17 protein-coding genes and 2 pseudogenes are annotated in these 17311 nt (G+C 64.3%); 8 read left to right on the top strand and 11 right to left on the bottom strand.

What is annotated here, in order from left to right:
* Positions 1-14 precede the first annotated feature (14 nt).
* The 3 genes from THPRO_RS04945 to THPRO_RS04935 are packed head-to-tail and all read left to right on the top strand — an operon-like array spanning position 15 to position 2219.
* Entirely contained in the window at positions 15-752 is a 738-nt protein-coding gene (locus THPRO_RS04945; RefSeq protein WP_038089523.1) for a type 1 glutamine amidotransferase, read from the top strand.
* 1 nt (position 753) lies between these two features.
* On the top strand, positions 754-1143 hold the full coding sequence (locus THPRO_RS04940) for a Crp/Fnr family transcriptional regulator (RefSeq protein WP_407922443.1): 390 nt from the start codon (positions 754-756) through the stop codon (positions 1141-1143).
* Complete coding sequence (locus tag THPRO_RS04935; RefSeq protein ID WP_065089300.1) at positions 1140-2219, top strand: AI-2E family transporter; 1080 nt, start codon at positions 1140-1142, stop codon at positions 2217-2219. Before THPRO_RS04940 ends, THPRO_RS04935 begins: the two co-directional genes overlap by 4 nt.
* Before the next feature lie 4 nt (positions 2220-2223).
* Here the strand turns inward: THPRO_RS04935 and THPRO_RS17480 are convergent.
* The 4 genes and pseudogenes from THPRO_RS17480 to THPRO_RS04920 all read right to left on the bottom strand — a co-directional run.
* Positions 2224-2805 (bottom strand): annotated as a pseudogene (locus THPRO_RS17480) (PhoH family protein); the annotation flags it as partial.
* Positions 2806-2981: 176 nt separating this feature from the next.
* Positions 2982-3630, bottom strand: a pseudogene (locus tag THPRO_RS17475) (PIN domain-containing protein); the annotation flags it as partial.
* A gap of 18 nt (positions 3631-3648) precedes the next feature.
* Positions 3649-4122 carry a peroxiredoxin gene (locus THPRO_RS04925; protein ID WP_038089526.1) on the bottom strand — a complete coding sequence of 158 codons (474 nt, stop codon included), beginning with the start codon at positions 4120-4122 and terminating at the stop codon, positions 3649-3651.
* A 34-nt stretch (positions 4123-4156) separates the two neighbouring features.
* Positions 4157-4714: a glycine cleavage system protein R gene (locus THPRO_RS04920; RefSeq protein WP_038089529.1), complete on the bottom strand. Its 558-nt coding sequence runs from the start codon at positions 4712-4714 to the stop codon at positions 4157-4159.
* Between the two features lie 172 nt (positions 4715-4886).
* Here THPRO_RS04920 and dapA point away from each other — a divergent pair, with 172 nt between their 5' ends.
* The gene (dapA, locus tag THPRO_RS04915; RefSeq protein WP_038089531.1) at positions 4887-5786 is read left to right on the top strand and encodes a 4-hydroxy-tetrahydrodipicolinate synthase; all 900 of its coding nucleotides are present in this window, start codon (positions 4887-4889) and stop codon (positions 5784-5786) included.
* Positions 5779-7461 carry an outer membrane protein assembly factor BamC gene (bamC, locus tag THPRO_RS04910; protein WP_065089298.1) on the top strand — a complete coding sequence of 561 codons (1683 nt, stop codon included), beginning with the start codon at positions 5779-5781 and terminating at the stop codon, positions 7459-7461. Before dapA ends, bamC begins: the two co-directional genes overlap by 8 nt.
* 67 nt (positions 7462-7528) lie before the next feature.
* Here the strand turns inward: bamC and folE2 are convergent, their stop codons facing one another.
* Genes folE2 through THPRO_RS04885 form a run of 5 tightly spaced genes read right to left on the bottom strand, consistent with a single transcriptional unit; the run spans position 7529 to position 11841 of the window.
* The gene (gene folE2, locus THPRO_RS04905) at positions 7529-8344 is read right to left on the bottom strand and encodes a GTP cyclohydrolase FolE2 (protein ID WP_407922442.1); all 816 of its coding nucleotides are present in this window, start codon (positions 8342-8344) and stop codon (positions 7529-7531) included.
* A 5-nt stretch (positions 8345-8349) separates the two neighbouring features.
* Positions 8350-8733 carry a 6-carboxytetrahydropterin synthase QueD gene (gene queD / locus THPRO_RS04900; protein ID WP_038089543.1) on the bottom strand — a complete coding sequence of 128 codons (384 nt, stop codon included), beginning with the start codon at positions 8731-8733 and terminating at the stop codon, positions 8350-8352.
* A 28-nt stretch (positions 8734-8761) separates the two neighbouring features.
* Entirely contained in the window at positions 8762-10654 is a 1893-nt protein-coding gene (gene dxs / locus THPRO_RS04895) for a 1-deoxy-D-xylulose-5-phosphate synthase (RefSeq protein WP_038089547.1), read from the bottom strand.
* Positions 10655-10703: 49 nt separating this feature from the next.
* Positions 10704-11603, bottom strand: a complete 900-nt coding sequence (gene ispA / locus THPRO_RS04890) for a (2E,6E)-farnesyl diphosphate synthase (protein ID WP_038089552.1) — start codon at positions 11601-11603, stop codon at positions 10704-10706.
* A complete protein-coding gene (locus tag THPRO_RS04885; protein ID WP_038089558.1) occupies positions 11590-11841 on the bottom strand; it encodes an exodeoxyribonuclease VII small subunit in 252 nt (83 codons plus the stop codon). Before THPRO_RS04885 ends, ispA begins: the two co-directional genes overlap by 14 nt.
* 195 nt (positions 11842-12036) lie before the next feature.
* Between THPRO_RS04885 and THPRO_RS04880 the strand changes: the two genes are divergently transcribed.
* From THPRO_RS04880 to THPRO_RS04870, 3 genes are all read left to right on the top strand, one after another.
* Positions 12037-12453 carry a rubrerythrin family protein gene (locus THPRO_RS04880; RefSeq protein ID WP_038089562.1) on the top strand — a complete coding sequence of 139 codons (417 nt, stop codon included), beginning with the start codon at positions 12037-12039 and terminating at the stop codon, positions 12451-12453.
* A 94-nt stretch (positions 12454-12547) separates the two neighbouring features.
* The gene (locus THPRO_RS04875) at positions 12548-13894 is read left to right on the top strand and encodes a heterodisulfide reductase-related iron-sulfur binding cluster (protein WP_038089565.1); all 1347 of its coding nucleotides are present in this window, start codon (positions 12548-12550) and stop codon (positions 13892-13894) included.
* A gap of 145 nt (positions 13895-14039) precedes the next feature.
* Entirely contained in the window at positions 14040-14624 is a 585-nt protein-coding gene (locus THPRO_RS04870) for a DUF3501 family protein (RefSeq protein WP_201786939.1), read from the top strand.
* 16 nt (positions 14625-14640) lie between these two features.
* Here the strand turns inward: THPRO_RS04870 and radA are convergent, their stop codons facing one another.
* Positions 14641-15999 carry a DNA repair protein RadA gene (gene radA, locus THPRO_RS04865; protein ID WP_038089571.1) on the bottom strand — a complete coding sequence of 453 codons (1359 nt, stop codon included), beginning with the start codon at positions 15997-15999 and terminating at the stop codon, positions 14641-14643.
* 4 nt (positions 16000-16003) lie between these two features.
* A complete protein-coding gene (locus THPRO_RS04860) occupies positions 16004-17287 on the bottom strand; it encodes an HlyC/CorC family transporter (protein ID WP_145930697.1) in 1284 nt (427 codons plus the stop codon).
* Positions 17288-17311 lie beyond the last annotated feature (24 nt).

Below are 17311 nucleotides of genomic sequence, written 5' to 3'. Positions count from 1 at the left end.
GCAGGAGTCGCCACATGCAGAACTACGTGGTCGTGCAGAACACCTATTCCGAATTTCTCGGGCTGATCGAAAAGCAGTTGGAAAAGCGCGACATCGGTTTCGACTACTATCGCCCTTTCCTGGGGCAGGGGCTGCCGCCCAGCGTCGGTCAGTTCGATGGTCTTTTCGTGCTGGGTGGCGCCTCGTCCACCTTGGATGATGAGGCATTGCCCTATCGCAACGATGTGATCAATCTGATCCACCTGTTCCAGAAGGCGCGCCGACCCGTCACCGGATTCGGGCTGGGCGGCCTGCTGGTGGCCGAAGCTGCGGGCGGGTTCGGTCGCGAAGATCCGCCCTATACCGCAGGTTTCGTAACCGCGCACAAGACCGCAGCCGGGGAAGGCGATGTGCTTGCCGAAGCGATGCACGGCCGCCGGCTGCTGGTACTCCATCACGGCGGCGTCGACCTGCCCGACGGCATCGAGCCCCTGTTGGTCGACGACGAGGGGCGCTGGCTGGCCATTCGGCCCGATCCTCTGACCTACGGGCTGCTTTTCCGCCCTGAAATGAAGCCAGGCATGATCGAGGACATCCTGATGGAGGATGGTCACAACCCTCCGCCCAACCTGCCCGAGCTGCTGGGCGAGGCGCGTATGGAATGGCATGGCATGCAGGAAACCACGGATGCCGTGGTCGTAGCCCTGGTCAAGGCACTGGGACTGATGCAGGCCCGCCACAAGACGCCGGTGTTCAGCCTTAAGGTCGAATAGCGTGTTGCCGATCAAAACCAGCGCTAAGCGTGGCGGCGCGGGCAAGCGTCTGCAGGCGTTGTTCGACGCCCTGCCGGAGGCGGATCGGCGTACCCTGATCGCCTTTGCCGAATTTCTTGCCGAGCGCGCGCCCAAACCTGAGCCTGTCGCGGCGGCACCCGTGCCGCACCCGCGTCCGGAGAAGGAGTCGGTGGTCAAGGCGGTACGCCGGTTGGCGGCCACCTACCCGATGCTCGACAAGGCCAAGATGCTCAATCAGACCTCGGCGCTGATGGCGCAGCACGTCATGCAAGGGCGCGATGCCGTGGAGGTGATCGACGAGCTCGAAGTGCTGTTCGAGACTCACTATCTACAGTATCGGCAGGTCTCGAGCGAAGACGCGCCTGAATGATCGCCCTGTTGCGCGCATGGTTCCAGCGCTATTTCTCCGATCCGCAGGTGATCAGCCTGATCCTGCTGATCGTGTCGGGTGCCGCAGTGGTGTTGTTCACGGGGCGGCTGATGGCACCGCTCATTGCGGCCTTGGTCATCGCCTTCGTGCTCGAGGGCGGCGTGCTGCGTCTGGTGCGCATGGGCATGCCGCGATCGCCGGCGGTATGGCTGGTGTTTCTGGCGTTCATGGCCGTGGTGGCGCTGGTCATGGTGGGGCTCGTGCCGCTGCTCTCGCGCCAGGTGGCCGAATTCCTGCGCGAGCTGCCGCACATGGTGGCGCAGGGCAAGGAAGCCTTGCAGGCGTTGCCGCAGCGTTACCCGCATTTCATATCCGATGCCCAAATCCAGGCGATCATGGGCGAACTGCAGCATGCCATCGGCAGCCTGGCCCAGCGCGCGCTGAGCCTGTCGCTGGCTTCCGTGATCGGCCTGATCACGCTCAGCGTCTACCTCATCCTGGTGCCGCTGCTGGTGTTCTTCATGCTCAAGGACAAGGTGCTGCTGCTCGAATGGGCGCGCGGCGTGCTGCCCCGACAGCAGGCACTGGCCGCTGAGGTCTGGCAGGAGGTCAATCTCAAGATCGTGGGCTACGTGCGCGGCAAGCTGGTCGAGATCGTGGTGGTCTGGCTGTCGACCTACATCGCCTTCGCGCTGCTGGAGATGCATTACGCGCTGCTGCTGGCGGTGCTGGTGGGGCTGTCGGTCATCATCCCTTACGTGGGCGCGGCCGTTGTGACCTTGCCGGTGGTGTTCGTGGCCTATGCCCAGTGGGGCCTGAGCGGCGATTTCTTCTACGCGGTCGGCGCCTATGCGGTGATCCAGTTCATCGACGGCAACCTGCTAGTGCCGCTGCTGTTCTCCGAAATGGTGAACCTGCACCCGGTGGCGATCATTGCCGCGGTGCTGCTGTTCGGCGGTTTGTGGGGTGTCTGGGGCGTGTTTTTCGCGATTCCGCTGGCGACTCTGGTGCAGGCGGTGCTGCACGCTTGGGTGGGTGCGATCCGGCGGGCCGACGGCGAGTTGCCGCCGGCCTGAGGATTCAGAGCACGTCCGAGGCGTAATCGGCGAGGCGCGAACGTTCGCCGCGCCTGAGGATGATGTGGCCGCTGTGGGGCCAGCCCTTGAAGCGATCGACCACATAGGTCAGGCCCGAGGTCGTTTCGGTCAGATAGGGCGTGTCGATCTGCGCGACGTTGCCGAGACAGATCACCTTGGTGCCCGGCCCGGCGCGGGTGATCAGGGTCTTCATCTGTTTCGAGGTAAGATTCTGCGCCTCGTCGATGATGATGTAGCGGTTGAGGAAGGTGCGGCCGCGCATGAAGTTCAGTGAGCGGATCTTGATGCGGTTGCGCAGCAGGTCGTTGGTGGCCTCGCGGCCCCAGTCGCCGCCGGCCTCGGTTTTGTTGAGCACCTCCAGGTTGTCCATCAGCGCGCCCATCCAGGGCGTCATCTTCTCTTCTTCGGTGCCTGGCAAAAAACCGATATCCTCACCCACGGGCACGGTGACGCGGGTCATGATGATTTCCTTGTAGCGGTTCTCCTCGAGGGTCTGGACAAGGCCGGCGGCGAGCGTGAGCAGCGTCTTGCCGGTGCCGGCGGCGCCCACCAGGGTGACGAAATCGACCTCGGGGTCGAGCAGCAGGTTGAGCGCGAAATTCTGTTCCGGATTGCGCGCGTGGATACCCCAGACGCCATGGCGGGGCGAGCCGTAGTCCGTGACCGTCTCGATCAGCGCATGCCCGTCCGTCACTTCGCGCACCAGGGCGGAAAAGCCGGCATCGCCCGGCTGGCTCAGGCATTCGTTGGGCTGCCAGCCTTGCGTGAGCGGGCCGCGCACGCGGTAGAAGGTGCGTCCGTTCTCCTGCCACGACTCCATGTCCTTGCTGTGGTGCTCCCAGAAATCGGCGGGCAGTTCGGTAACGCCGCTGTAAAGCAGATTGACGTCGTCGAGCACCTGGTCGTTGTGGTAGTCCTCGGCGTGGACGCCGACCACGCTAGCCTTGATGCGTAGGTTGATGTCCTTGGACACCAGCGTGACCCTGTGATGGCTGTCGCCATTCTGCAGCGCCAGCGCGGTGGCGAGGATGGTGTTGTCCGGACTGCTGCCGGGCAGGGTTTCCGGCAGTGACGCGGGCAGCGTATGCGTCTGGAAAAACAGGCGTCCGCTGGCGGCCAATTCGCTGCTGTGCTCGGTCAGGGCGATATTGAGGCGCAGGCCTTCGTCGATGGCGCCGCCCTGGGCCATGATGTCATCCAGAAAGCGGCTGACCTGCCGCACGTTGCGTGCGACCTCAGACACGCCCTTTTTGGCCCGGTCGAGCTCCTCGAGTACCACCATGGGCAGATAGATGTCGTGTTCCTGAAACCGGAACAGCGCGCTTGGGTCGTGCATCAGCACGTTGGTGTCGAGTACGAAGAGTCGTTTTTTGGGGCGGGCCGGGGCCATGTGTCCTCCGTGCTGAGCCTAGAGTTGTTTGAGTGCCTCGAATACCGCATCCGCATGGCCGGGCACCTTGACCTTGCGCCATTCCGCTCTCAGCACGCCCTCACGGTCGATCAGGAAGGTGCTGCGCTCGATACCGAGTACCTGGCGACCATACATGTTTTTGGTCTTGATCACGTCGAACAGGGTGCAGAGCGTGCTGTCGCCGTCGGAGAGCAGGTGGAAGGGCAGTTCCAGTTTCGCCCGAAAGCGCTCGTGCGACGCCAGGCTGTCGCGCGAGACGCCGAGTATCTCCGCGCCGGCGGCGAGGAAGGCCGGGTGGCGGTCGCGGAAGTCCTCGGCCTCACGCGTGCAGCCCGGCGTGCTGTCGCGCGGGTAGAAGTAGAGTACCAGCGCGCGTTGGCCGTGCAGCGTCTCGGCATGGAAACGGTCGCCGGCGGTGGAGGGCGCGTCGAAGGTCGGCACGGGGTGGCCAATGACGGGGGCTGCGCTCATGGGCGGTTTTCCTGTGGCGGGTAGCGGATGGGGGTCAATGCTTGACCGGTTCCATGATGCCGTCGAGGTTGAAGCTGTCGCACAGGTCGAGGAACTCGTCGCGCAGGCCGGCAAGATGGGCTTGCCCCGGGATCTCGATGGTCATGTGCAGCGAGAACATCGGCGAACCGGTGTGCGGCGCGGCATAGGTGGCCGTCGTCATGTTTTGTATGTTGACGCCGCGTTCGGCGAAGAAGCTTGCAAGTTCGTGAACGATGCCGGGCTGGTCCAGGGCGATGACGTCTATGGCATACGGCAGGCAGTCGCTGCGCGGCGGCTTGCGTTCGGTGCGCTGGGTCGTGATGGTCAGGCCGGCGGCCTGACCCAGGCGGTCGAGTGCTTTTTCAAGCTTGGTGGTGGTATTCCAGTTGCCGCTGGCCAGCAGCACCATGGCGAACGTCCCGCCGAGCACGGTCATGCGGCTGTCTTCCAGATTGCAGCCCGCATCGTGGATCGCGCCTGCCACCGCCTCGACGATGCCAGGGCGATCTTCGCCGATGGCCGAGATTACCAAGTGTGTGTTCAATGTTTCCTCAGCGCGCTGGGGCCTCATGCTGGCCTCGTATGAAGTGGGCGGTCGAAATCGGCACCCTCGGCGCCTTTCGAGCCGTCAAGATTAACAGTTCCGATCGGCGCACGAAACGCGCCGGCGCGCCGGGTCGCGCGCTTGTCACCCCACGCAGGCGAAAGTACTATGGCCGTTTGTTCCCTGGCAGGGGTGAGGCATGTTTCACGGCAGCATGGTGGCGCTCGTCACGCCCATGACGATGGATGGATCCATCGATGACGAAGCCCTTGCGCGTCTGATCGAATTCCATATCTCCGAAGGTACCGACGCGATCGTCGCGGTCGGGACCACGGGCGAGTCGGCTACCTTGGACATGGACGAGCACTGCGAGGTGATCGCCCGGGTCGTCAAGCTCGTTGCCGGTCGGATCCCGGTGATCGCCGGCACCGGCGCGAATTCCACGTCCGAAGCCATCGAGCTGACGCGTTGCGCACTGAATGGCGGCGCAGACGCCAGCCTGCTGGTGACGCCGTACTACAACAAGCCCACGCAGGAAGGCCTGTACCGCCATTATCGGGCGGTTGCAGAGGCCGTGCCGATGCCGCAGATCCTGTACAACGTGCCGGGCCGTACCGCGGTCGACATGCTGCCAGACACGGTGGTGAGGCTGGCGGACATTTCCAATATCGTGGGCATCAAGGAAGCCACCGGCAGCCTCGATCGCGCGCGTGAAATCATCCATCGCTGCGGTGACCGCATGAGCGTCTATGGAGGCGACGACGCCACCGCCATGGGTTTGATGCTGGCCGGCGGGCGAGGCGTTATCTCGGTTACCGCCAATGTCGCGCCGCGCGCGATGCACGAGATGAGCATGGCCGCCTGCCGTGGCGACGAGGTTACGGCGGCAGCCGTGAACGCACCGCTGGAGGCGCTGCACCGGGCGCTGTTCCTCGAGTCCAACCCGATTCCGGTCAAATGGGCCTTGTTCGCAATGGGGCTGATTCAGGAGGGTATTCGCCTGCCGTTGACCGCGTTGTCCGAGCAGTACCATGAGGCCGTTCGCGCCGCACTCAAACAGGCCGGCATCCCGCTGGCGGGAGAAATTGCCCATGTCTAAGGTTCTGCATACGGCCTCGATCCCTCTGCTCGCCCTGTCTCTGGGCGGTTGTTCGTGGCTGGGCGCGCATCCGGGACCCTCCTATCCGGAAAATCAGGCGACTCGCGACCTTGCGGTGCCCCCGGACCTGTCCGCGCCGAAGACGTCATCGACCTATTCGGTGCCGTCCGGTCAGGGTCTCGGCCCCGAACAATCCACGGCGGCGCCGACGGCCGCCGCTCCAGCCACTTCGCCCACTGCGTCGGCGCCGTCCGTGGCTGCCGTGCCGCAGGCCGGCGTGCTGCCCGCCACACCGGGGATTCGCCTTGTCAGTCAGGGCGGCCATCAGTGGCTGAGCGTGCAGGCAGCTCCTGGGGTGGTCTGGCCACATGTCGTGGCCTATTTCAAGGCGCAGGGTTTCAAGCTGGAGGAGGCCGATGCCAAGACCGGCGTGATCCGCACGGACTGGAAGGGCGACAGGGCCGGACTGCCCAAGGGCTTGACCGCGCGGCTGTTCAACAGCCTGTATGACTCTGGCAAGCGCGAGCGTTTCGTGGCGCGTCTGGTCAGCCACCAGGACGGTGCGGGTACACTGGTGTATCTGAGCTATCAGGGGGCCATCGAAGAGAATATCGGCTCGGGCGCGATGCACTGGCAGTGGGCCAAGCCCGATCCGGGCAAGGAGGCCACCGCTCTGCAGGCCCTGAAGAACTATCTTGCTGCGCATATTCCGGCCGGGCAGCTCTCGGCCGCGCGGCCGGACGAGGTTGCACCCGAATCCACGGTGGCGCCCATCATGCCCGCTGTTACGGCGGCCCCCATGGCGAAGACGGCTGGCGCCACCACGGTGTCGCATACGCAGCCGTTCGATTACCGCATCATGAACGTCAACCAGCAACCAGTGATGCGCAGCGCCTTGCCTTACGCGACCGCCTGGCCGCAGATTGGCACCGCGCTTGGCCGTGCCGACTTCAAGATCACCCAGGCCGACGAGGCCAAAGGGCTATACCATGTCACCTATCAGGGCCAGGATCATGGCAGTGCGCTAGGCAATCTGCTGGGCGCCGATGCGGTCATGAGCATGGGTAACAAATTCATCATCGCGGTGCGTCACCACGACAAGGGCGTTCAGGTCGAGGTGGACAATCCGATGATGCTGCCGGTCGAAACCGATGGGGCGCAGGGTATTCTCGAGCTCATCCGCGGCGGTATGGTGGGTCCGCATCGGCGCGCGGCCGCTGCGGAGGCGGTAAGCGCCAAACAGCGGGCCGAAACGGCCGAGGCGCAGCAGGCACTGCAGCAGGCGGAGGCCAGCGCAGGCGGCAAGCGCGCCACCTACCGGCTCGCCAGCGAGAGCGGCGAGCCGGTACTCGAAACCCATGCGCCCTATGGCCTGGTCTGGCCCCAGGTCGGGCTGGCGCTGCTGCACAGCGATTTCGTGATCGAATCGAAGGATTCTGCCAAAGGTACCTACGAGGTCGTCTACAACGGCAAGAGCCAGGGTGGCGGCGGCAATTTCGTGAGTAATCTGTTCGATGGCGGGCCGGTGCTGATCAAGGGTGTGCGCTTCCGAATCTATGTGCAGCAGGTCGACAAGCACGATATCTGGGTGCACGCGCAGAATCCCATGGGTCTGCCAATGCCCGCGCACGGCGCGCGCGGCGTACTCAAGGCGATCGAACCCAAGCTCGGCTGAGAGCGGCCACGCGTCGGCAGCGCGACCGCGGCGGAGGGCGACCTGGTTAGTGCGCCCGTGGTGTGGCTCAGCGCGTTGTCTTGTCGCGGCTGATGCGCGCATAGGCCGAGTGATTGTGGATCGACTCGAAATTCTCGCATTCAGCGGTATAGGCGGCGATGGCGGGTTCGGCGTCAAGGCGGGCTGCCACGTCGCGCACGGCGTCCTCGACGAACTTCGGGTTGTCGTAGGCGCGTTCGGTGACGAATTTCTCGTCCGGACGCTTGAGCAGTCCGAACAGTTCGCAGGAGGCCTCTTCTTCCGCGATGGTGATCAATGTGCGTATCGAAAGCGAGCCGGCCAGGCGCGCGGTCAGGGTGATGTGCGAGCGCTGGTTGTGCGCGCCGTATTCCGAGATGTCGCGCGAACACGGGCACAGGCTGGTGACCGGCACCACGACCCGCAGGGTCACGGTGGTTTTGCCGGCCTCCAACTCGCCGATCAGGCTGACGTCGTAATCCATCAGGCTGGCTACGCCCGAGATCGGCGCCGACTTGCGCACGAAGTAGGGAAAACGCATCTCGATCCGGCCGCTGTCGGCATCCAGGCGTCGGCTCATTTCATGCAGCAGCGCTTCGAACGCGGCCGTGTCGAGCGCACCGGTGTATTCGTTCAGCAACGCCACGAAGCGTGACATATGCGTGCCCTTGCGCTCGGCTGGCAAGTCGACCAGCATGTCCACGCTGGCGACCGTTGCCTGGGGCGGTTCGCTGGCGCCATGGTCGATCAGTACGGGATGCCGCAGGCCGCGGATGCCAACCTGATCGATGCGGAGGCGGCGATCGTCGGGAGCGCCCTGTACATCCGGCATGGGCCGGGCGTCACGTGCCGGAGGCTGGCTCATGTGGTTCATGCTTCCTCGCTGTAGCGCACGCAGGCGCGCTCGGTCTCCCACAGGGTGACGGCGCTGACGCGTACGGACTCGGTATTGAGGCGTTCCGCCAGGCGCGCGAACAGGTAGGCCGCGATGTGTTCCGCCGTCGGGTTGAGCCGGGTGAAGGGTTCGAGTTCGTTCAGATAGCGGTGGTCGAGTTCGCCGGCGATCTCGCGGGCGGCGCGCTTGATGACCTTGAAGTCGACCGCCATGCCGACCTTGTCGAGCGCGGTGGCCTGCACCTCGGCCTCAAGCTTCCAGTTGTGCCCATGCAGCCGGCTGCAGTCGCCAGGGTAGTCGCGCAGGGTGTGCGCGGAGGCGAAATCGGTCAACACGGTAAGCGTGTATTTGGCGGGCATGCTTTTACCTGATCAAATCACTAGGATATTACCGGATGACCCCGTGACGGGCAACCTTGCCGGGCCGCATCCGGCCAAGGCGAGTCTTGACCTGGGCTTCGATGCCGGTGGCGTCCAATCCGCTTTCGACGAGCAGTTCCTCGCGCGATGCATGCTCCAGAAAGCGGTCCTGGTGCCCGAGATTGAGGCAGGGAACGCGCAAGTCCTGCGTGGCGAGATATTCGTTGACGGCGCTGCCGGCGCCACCGGCAATCGCGTTGTCCTCGACGGTGACCAGCAGTGAGTAGCGCTGAGCCAGATCGTCCAGCAGTCGGGTATCCAGCGGCTTGACGAAGCGCATGTTGACGACGCCCGCGTCGAGGCGTTCGGCGGCTTCCCTGGCGGCAGTCAGCGGGCTGCCGAAGCATAGCAGTGCCACGTCGCGACCCTCGCGCACGATCTCGCCGCGCCCGACGGGCAACGCGGTCAGTGTGGGCTCGATCACGGCGCCGGGGCCTTGTCCGCGCGGATAGCGCACGGCAGCCGGGCCATCGTGGCAGAAACCGGTGTAGAGCATCTGCCGACATTCGTTCTCGTCGCTCGGCGCCATGATCAGCAGATTGGGGATGCAGCGCAGATAGCTGAGGTCGAAGCTGCCCGCATGAGTCGGGCCGTCAGGGCCGACGAAGCCGGCGCGGTCGATGGCGAACAGTACCGGCAGGTTCTGCAGCGCGATGTCGTGGATGAACTGGTCGTAGCCGCGCTGCAGGAAGGTCGAATAGATCGCGACCACCGGCTTGAGGCCGTCGCAGGCCATGCCGGCGGCAAGGGTAAGGGCGTGCTGCTCGGCGATGGCGACGTCGTAATAGCGCTCGGGATAGCGTTCCGAAAAGGCGACCAGGCCGGAGCCCTCGCGCATGGCTGGTGTGATCGCCACGAGGCGCTCGTCCTGCGCGGCCATGTCGCACAGCCATTGACCGAAGACCTGTGTGTAGCTGGGCGTGGTTTTGGCGGCAACGGGTTTGCGCAGGCCTTCGTCGGGGTTGAACCGGCCAACGCCATGGTAGCTCACTGGGTCTTCCTCGGCAGGCCGATAACCCTGGCCCTTGCGGGTGACCACGTGCAGCAGCCGCGGTCCCCTGATCTGACGCAGATTCTCCAGCGTCTTGACCATGGCGCCGAGGTCGTGCCCGTCGACCGGCCCGAAATAGCGGAAGCCCATTTCTTCGAACAGCGTGCCTGGCATGATCATGCCGCGCAGGTGCTCGCGCGTGCGCTGCGCCATCTCCCAGACCGGCGGCAGGTGCTTGAGGATTTCCTTGCCGCCCTGCCGTAGCGTCGAATACAGCGGCGATGACAGCAGCCGCGTGAGATAGTTGGACATGGCGCCGACATTGGGCGAGATCGACATCTCATTGTCGTTGAGGACGACCAGGATATCCGCGCCGAGACCTCCGGCATGATTGAGCGCCTCGTAGGCCATGCCGGCCGTGAGGGCGCCGTCGCCGATGATGGCGACCGCTTTGCGTTCGGACTGCTGACGCTGCGCGGCGAGCGCCATGCCGAGCGCGGCGCTGATCGATGTGCTGGAATGGCCGGTGCCGAAGGTGTCGTATGCGCTTTCGCTGCGGCGCGGAAAGCCGGCGAGTCCGCCGCGCCGGCGCAGGCTCGGCATTGCTTCGCGACGCCCGGTAAGTATCTTGTGCGCATAGGCCTGATGTCCGACGTCCCATACCAGGCGATCATCGGGTGTGTTGAATACCCGGTGCAAGGCGATGGTCAGTTCTACCGTACCGAGGTTGGCCGCCAGGTGCCCGCCGGTGCTCGAAATGCTGTGCAGAAGGAAATCGCGTAGTTCCGCGGCCAGCCGATCGAGTTGCCCGGGATCGAGTGCCCGGAGGTCGGCGGGAGAGGCGATGCGATCGAGTAGGGTGTGGGGCATGTGAGCGTTCGGGCGGGTCCGTAGGGCCTAGTTTGCACCCAAGACGGGGCTAGTGGATACGATTGACGATGAATCCGGCGATCCAGCGCAACGGCTCGGCGGAGGCGGGCAATGGTGCAAGGGCATCGAGCGCATCCTGGTACAGTCCATGTGCGCGTTCCTTCGCTTCTGACAGGCCCAGCAGACTGGGAAAGGTCGGTTTGCCGCGTGCGAGGTCGGCGCCGCGGGTCTTGCCTAGCGTCTCGGTTTCGCCTTCCACATCCAGGATGTCGTCGCGAATCTGGAAAGCCAGTCCGATGCACTTCGCGTAGTGGTCGAGTCGCTCGATCGCTTCCGGCGCGGCCGCGTCGCCTGCACCCAAGGCACCCATGCGTACGCTGGCCCGGATCAGTGCGCCGGTCTTGTGGATGTGCATGTTCTCAAGCTCGGCGAGGCTGAGCTCGCGGCCGACGGCATCGAGATCGATGGCCTGGCCGCCGGCCATGCCGCGCGAGCCTGCGGCCTGTGCGAGCGTATCGATCATGCGCAGGCGCGCATCCGCGCTACCGGCCAGAGTGGGGTCGGCGGCAATGATATGGAAGGCCAGGGCCTGCATCGCGTCGCCCGCGAGAATTGCTGTAGCTTCGTCGAATGCTCGATGGCAGGTCGGCTTGCCGCGCCGCAGTTCGTCATCGTCCATGGCGGGCAGATCGTCGTGGATCAGTGAGTAGACATGGATGAGTTCGACCGCGGCGGCAGCCCCGTCCAGCTGCTCGGCGGCAACATCCAGGGCATGTCCTGCCGCATATACCAGGAGCGGACGTATTCGCTTGCCGCCACCCAACGTCGAGTAGCGCATGGCCTCGTGCAACCGGTCCGGCAGGGTGGCTGCGGAGGGTAGCCAGCGTGCCAGCGCCGTTTCGGCGCGCGCGCGCCACTGCTCGATCAGTAGTCCCTCATCGACCGGCATCGTTCGCGTCCTCGCTCAACGGGGCCAGCGCGGTTTCCTGGCCGTCCGCGGTCAGCTGTGCGACGCGCTGTTCAGCGTCAGCGAGTGCCTGCTGACAGGCGCGCGTCAGCGTGATGCCGCGTTCAAATTCCTTGAGCGACTCTTCCAGCGACAGTTCGCCGTGCTCCATCCGCGAAACCACCGCCTCCAATTCGGCAAGGGTTTTTTCGAAATCGATCTTCTTGGTCTTGGGGCTCATCGTGACGGGTGGTTTTACGTGCGCCAAATCAAACGGGCTAAACTACTCCAGTGCGCGGAAGAGGGCAATCGGGTTCATAATCGAAGACGGTGGGCTTGACTCTATTTTAGACTTAGTCTAAGTTTCTCGTGCGTCCACCGGAGGGTCCCTCCGGTACGTGAGCCCTTAGTCAATCCTAACTGGAGGTTGATGCATATGGAACTGAAAGGCAGCAAGACCGAGCAGAGCCTCAAGGACGCCTTCGCGGGCGAATCGATGGCCAATCGCCGTTACCTGTACTTCGCCGCCAAGGCGGATGTGGAGGGTCAGAACGACGTGGCCGCCGTTTTCCGTTCGACCGCCGAGGGCGAAACCGGCCATGCGCACGGTCACCTTGAATACCTCGAGCAGTGCGGCGATCCCGCCACCGGCCTCCCGTTCGGCTCCACGGACCTGAACCTGAAGACCGCGATCGCCGGTGAGACCCACGAGTACACCGACATGTACCCGGGCATGGGCAAGACGGCGCGCGAAGAAGGCTTCGACGAAATCGCCGACTGGTTCGAGACGCTGGCCAAGGCCGAGCGTTCGCACGCCAACCGTTTCCAGAAGGCGCTGGACGAAATGGCGTGATACCTGCGGGGTCGCCGGCTGCGGCGACCCCGATTCTGTCGGGGCCACGCTCGAGGTCGCGTGGCGGAACCAAAGCTTTTTGAGGAGATCATCGATGTCGACACCAGCGGAAGGGCGTAAGGAAGGCAGTCTGGAGGCGCCGACCCGTCATCCTGTGGATTGGCAGTCGCCGTCCTTCTACGATCAGGAGGCGCTTTTCGGCGAGCTGGAGCGTGTCTTTGATATCTGCCATGGCTGCCGGCGCTGCGTCAGCCTCTGCCACTCCTTCCCCACCCTGTTCGATCTGGTGGACGAATCGTCGACCATGGAGGTCGACGGTGTCGACAAGGCCGACTATTGGCAGGTCGTCGACCATTGCTACCTGTGCGACCTCTGCTACATGACCAAGTGCCCCTACGTGCCGCCGCACGAGTGGAACGTGGATTTCCCTCACCTCATGTTGCGCGCAAAGGCCGTGAAGTACCGTGAAGGCAAGGTCAAGCCGCGCGACAAGCTGATCAGCTCGACCGATGCGGTCGGCAAACTGGCCGGCATCCCGGTGGTCGCCGACATGGTCAACAGCGCCAACCGCAATCCGGCGTTCCGGCAGATGCTGGACAAGTCGATGGGCATCCACCCTCACGCCGCGCTGCCCGAATATCACAGCAAGACTGGGCGCAAGCGTGTCGAGTCCTTCACCAATCAGGTTGTACGGGCAGAACCCGCTGGCCGCACCACGGGACGCGTTGCCCTGTTCGCCACCTGCTACGGCAACTACAACGAACCCCATCTGGCCGAGGACCTTTACAAGGTCTTCGCGCATAACGGCATCGAGTTGACGCTGGCCGAAAAGGAGCAGTGCTGCGGCATGCCCAAGCTCGAGCTGGGCGATCTCGAGGCCGTTGAACGTGCCAAGGAAGCCAATATTCCGGTGCTGGCGCGGATGATCGACGCCGGCTGGGATATCGTCGCGCCGATTCCGTCCTGCGTGCTCATGTTCAAACAGGAGCTGCCGCTGATGTTCCCGAACGATCCCGAGGTCGCCAAGGTGCGCGATCATATCTTCGATCCGTTCGAGTACCTCATGCTGCGTCATCGCGACGGCAAGCTGAATACCGACTTCAAGACCTCGCTGGGCAAGATTGCCTACCATGCCGCCTGCCATCTGCGCGTGCAGAACATCGGCATGAAGACGCGCGAGCTGCTTGAAATGGTACCGGACACGCAGATCGATCTGATCGAGCGCTGCTCGGGTCATGACGGCACGTATGCGGTCAAGAGCGAGTTTCACGAGATTTCGATGAAGATCTGCCGCCCGGTTGTCAGCCGGGTACAGAAAGCCGAAGCCGCCCACTATTCGAGCGATTGCCCGATGGCGGGCCACCAGATCGAAAACGGCCTCGACGACGAGCGTCCGCCGGAGCATCCGTTGACGCTGCTGCGGCTGGCCTATGGTTTGTAGCCGCTAGTTTCCCGCCGGTCCGCGACAGCCGGGCCGGCCGTTCACGTCACGACCCGGCCCGTGTGCAACACGGGCGACGGCATGGTATTGCCTGGCGTCTTGCGGGCCGTAAGGCGCTGTTCACCGTTTGCAAGGAGACCCTGCCATGGAAAAATTGAACCGTTCCGACCTTTACACGCTCGAGCGCTATGCCGAAGTGCGCCCCGAGTTTCGCGCCCGGGTAATGCAGCACAAGCGCCCCCGTCGCGTCGCGCTGGGCGAGCATGCCGCGTTGTATTTCGAGGATCGCCTGACCATGCAGTACCAGATCCAGGAAATACTGCGCGCGGAGCGTATCTTCGAGGCCGCCGGTATCGAGGAGGAACTGGAGGCGTACAATCCGCTGATCCCCGACGGCAGTAACTGGAAGGCCACCTTCATGATCGAATATGCCGACGAGTTCGAGCGCGACGAGGCGCTCAAGCGCCTGATCAACGTCGAGGACAAGGTGTGGGTTCGTGTTCAGGGGCACGCCAAGGTTTATGCCGTCGCAGACGAGGATTTGGAGCGCGAGACCGAGGAAAAGACCTCTTCCGTGCACTTCATGCGTTTCGAGCTCGCTCCGGAGATGGTCGTCGCCGCCAAGAGCGGGGCGGCCCTCGCTGCGGGGATCGATTATGCCGGCTTCGAGTTCGTGTGCGATCCGCTGCCGGAGGACACGGCGCGTTCGCTGGCGGCGGACCTGGCCTGAAGGCCGGCTCTGCTGTTCAGAGTAGTTCGATGGCTTGCGCCAGGCGATGCACGGCCTGGACATGCATCCCCGCCACCTCGTGGCGGGGTGCGTTGGCCTTGGGCACGATGGCGCGCGCGTAGCCGTGTTTGGCGGCTTCGCGCAGCCGCTCCTCGCCATTGGGTACCGGGCGGATCTCGCCGGCCAGTCCGACCTCGCCGAAGATCACCAGGTCGCTGGCCAGGGGGCGGTCGCGGAAACTCGACAGCGCCGCACTCAGCACGGCCAAGTCGGCGGCGGTTTCGCTGACGCGCACGCCGCCGACCACGTTGATGAAGACATCCTGATCGAACAGTGCGAGGCCGCCGTGGCGGTGCATGACCGCCAGCAACATGGCCAGCCGGTTTTGTTCGAGCCCCACGGCTACCCGTCGAGGACTGGCTTGGCGACTTTCGTCGACCAGCGCCTGCACCTCGACCAGCAAGGGTCGAGTCCCCTCGCGCGTCACCATCACCACGCTGCCGGGGACCGGTTCGGGGTGTCTTGAGAGGAAGATGGCCGAGGGGTTGGCAACCGGTTTGAGCCCGGCTTCGGTCATGGCGAACACGCCGAGTTCGTTGACGGCGCCGAAACGATTCTTGACCGCCCTCATGACGCGGTAACGGCTGCCAGGATCGCCTTCGAAGTACAGTACGGTATCGACCATGTGTTCGAGCACCCGGGGGCCGGCCAGCGCGCCTTCCTTGGTGACGTGTCCGATGATGAAGACCGCGGTGTCCGTTTGTTTGGCGTAGCGCACCAGCTGCGCGGCGCTTTCCCTGATCTGTCCGACCGAGCCCGGCACCGACTGCAGCGATTCCGAATAGAGCGTCTGGATCGAATCCACCACCAGCACGCGCGGGCGTTCGGTGGATGCGGTGTCCAGCAGACGCTCGACGCAGGTTTCGGTGAGCAGGCGCAGGCCGACGGTCGGCAGCCCGAGCCGGTGTGCGCGCAGACTTACCTGCTGCAGGGACTCCTCGCCGGTGACGTACAGCGACGGGAGATCGGGCAGCAAGGCGAGGGTCTGCAGCAGCAGGGTCGACTTGCCGATGCCGGGGTCGCCGCCGATGAGCACCACGGAGCCGTGTACGAGACCGCCACCGAGCACGCGGTCGAGCTCATCGAGTCCGGTCGAGGTGCGCGGCTCTTCGCGCAGTTCGACATCGTCCATCGATTGCACCGTGGGCGCGCCGGCATAGCCGACATGGCGCGGCGGGCCGGATGGGCTGGGCGAAGCCGTCTGTCGAGTCTCCACCAGGGTGTTCCATGCGCCGCAGTCGGGGCATTGCCCGCCCCATTTGGGCGACTGCCCGCCGCAGGCGCTGCATTGATACACGATGCGGGGCTTGGCCATGGTCTCAGTGTTCCTGGCGGGGGCGGAAGCGCGCCAGTTTCGGGCGCGCGCGCGCGGTTCGTATGGCGTTGTTCTTGAGTTGGACGACCTCGATGGGGTGGCCTTCGATCAGGACGGTCGTGCCAGGTTCGGGGATCATTTCCAGATGTTCGAGGATCAGTCCATTGAGGGTGCGCGGCCCTCTCGTCGGCAGTCGCCAGCCCAGCGTGCGGTTGATCTCGCGGATGTGGGTTGCGCCGTCGATGATGAAGCTGCCGTCGGCTTGGGGCAGGATATCGCGGCTGTGGGCGGTCGGGTCGGTGGTGAATTCGCCCACGACCTCCTCGAGGAGATCTTCGAGCGTCACCAGGCCCTGGATATCGCCGTACTCGTCGACCACCAGCCCGATGCGGCGCTGCTCGGTCTGGAAACGCAGCAGCTGCTGGTTGAGCGTGGTGCCTTCGGGAATGAAGTAGGGTTCGCGCAGGTTGGCGAGCAGATGGTCGCGGTCGAGGCAGCCTTGCTGTTCGAGCTGAAACACGCGGCGGATGTGGATGATGCCGGCGACACGGTCGATGTCGCCGCGGAATACCGGTAGTCGGGTATACGGTGTGTGCGCGAGCTGGTCGACGATCTTGTCCCAGTCATCGTCCAGGTCCAGCCCGATGACTTCGTTACGTGGGACCATGATGTCCTCGACCGTGGCCTTGTCGAGATCGAGCAGGCTGAGCAGCATTTTCTGGTGTCGCCGTGGAATCAGGCCGCTGGCCTGATTCACCACACTGCGCAGTTCCTCGCGGCTCATCGGCTGGGCATCCGCATCGTCGGCCGAAACGCCGATCAGGCGCAGGATCGAATTGGCCATCAGGTTGACCAGCCAGACCAGCGGGTAGCTCAGGGTGAGCAGCGGCACGTAGAGAAACGCAGCCGGGAAGGCGATGCGTTCCGAGTGCAGGACCGCCAGCGTTTTCGGTGCAACCTCGGCGAAGATCAGCAATGCCAGCGTCAGGACGCCGGTGGCGATGGCCACGCCAGCCTCGTTGAAGAGGGCGTAGCCGATATAGGTGGCCAGCTGCGTGATGACGATGTTGGTGAAGTTGTTGCCGAGCAGGATCAGGCCGATCAGCCGGTCCGGCTTGGCAAGCAGCTTTTGTGCGCGCATGGCGCCGGGGTGCCCGCTTTCGGCGAGGTGCCTCAGCCGGTAGCGGTTGAGCGACATCAGTGCGGTCTCCGAGCCGGAGAAAAAGGCGGAGAGCATCACCAACGCGAGCAGCAGGAGGCCCAGCAGGCCTAGATCGGAGTGGTCCAAGCGGATCGATTAAGAGTGTTGATA

It is taken from the genome of Acidihalobacter prosperus, from assembly GCF_000754095.2.
Taxonomy (GTDB): Bacteria; Pseudomonadota; Gammaproteobacteria; order DSM-5130; family Acidihalobacteraceae; genus Acidihalobacter; species Acidihalobacter prosperus.
This window is presented reverse-complemented; position numbering and strand designations above follow the sequence as displayed.

What these genes read in the sequence shown, in the direction of transcription:
- THPRO_RS04945 (WP_038089523.1), top strand. Translation starts at nt 15, where the DNA reads ATGCAGAACTACGTGGTCGTGCAGAACACCTATTCCGAATTTCTCGGG.
- THPRO_RS04935 (WP_065089300.1), top strand. Translation starts at nt 1,140, where the DNA reads ATGATCGCCCTGTTGCGCGCATGGTTCCAGCGCTATTTCTCCGATCCG.
- THPRO_RS04925 (WP_038089526.1), bottom strand. Translation starts at nt 4,122, where the DNA reads ATGAGCGCAGCCCCCGTCATTGGCCACCCCGTGCCGACCTTCGACGCG.
- THPRO_RS04920 (WP_038089529.1), bottom strand. Translation starts at nt 4,714, where the DNA reads ATGAGGCCCCAGCGCGCTGAGGAAACATTGAACACACACTTGGTAATC.
- dapA (WP_038089531.1), top strand. Translation starts at nt 4,887, where the DNA reads ATGTTTCACGGCAGCATGGTGGCGCTCGTCACGCCCATGACGATGGAT.
- bamC (WP_065089298.1), top strand. Translation starts at nt 5,779, where the DNA reads ATGTCTAAGGTTCTGCATACGGCCTCGATCCCTCTGCTCGCCCTGTCT.
- folE2 (WP_407922442.1), bottom strand. Translation starts at nt 8,344, where the DNA reads ATGAGCCAGCCTCCGGCACGTGACGCCCGGCCCATGCCGGATGTACAG.
- queD (WP_038089543.1), bottom strand. Translation starts at nt 8,733, where the DNA reads ATGCCCGCCAAATACACGCTTACCGTGTTGACCGATTTCGCCTCCGCG.
- dxs (WP_038089547.1), bottom strand. Translation starts at nt 10,654, where the DNA reads ATGCCCCACACCCTACTCGATCGCATCGCCTCTCCCGCCGACCTCCGG.
- ispA (WP_038089552.1), bottom strand. Translation starts at nt 11,603, where the DNA reads ATGCCGGTCGATGAGGGACTACTGATCGAGCAGTGGCGCGCGCGCGCC.
- THPRO_RS04885 (WP_038089558.1), bottom strand. Translation starts at nt 11,841, where the DNA reads ATGAGCCCCAAGACCAAGAAGATCGATTTCGAAAAAACCCTTGCCGAA.
- THPRO_RS04880 (WP_038089562.1), top strand. Translation starts at nt 12,037, where the DNA reads ATGGAACTGAAAGGCAGCAAGACCGAGCAGAGCCTCAAGGACGCCTTC.
- THPRO_RS04875 (WP_038089565.1), top strand. Translation starts at nt 12,548, where the DNA reads ATGTCGACACCAGCGGAAGGGCGTAAGGAAGGCAGTCTGGAGGCGCCG.
- THPRO_RS04870 (WP_201786939.1), top strand. Translation starts at nt 14,040, where the DNA reads ATGGAAAAATTGAACCGTTCCGACCTTTACACGCTCGAGCGCTATGCC.
- radA (WP_038089571.1), bottom strand. Translation starts at nt 15,999, where the DNA reads ATGGCCAAGCCCCGCATCGTGTATCAATGCAGCGCCTGCGGCGGGCAG.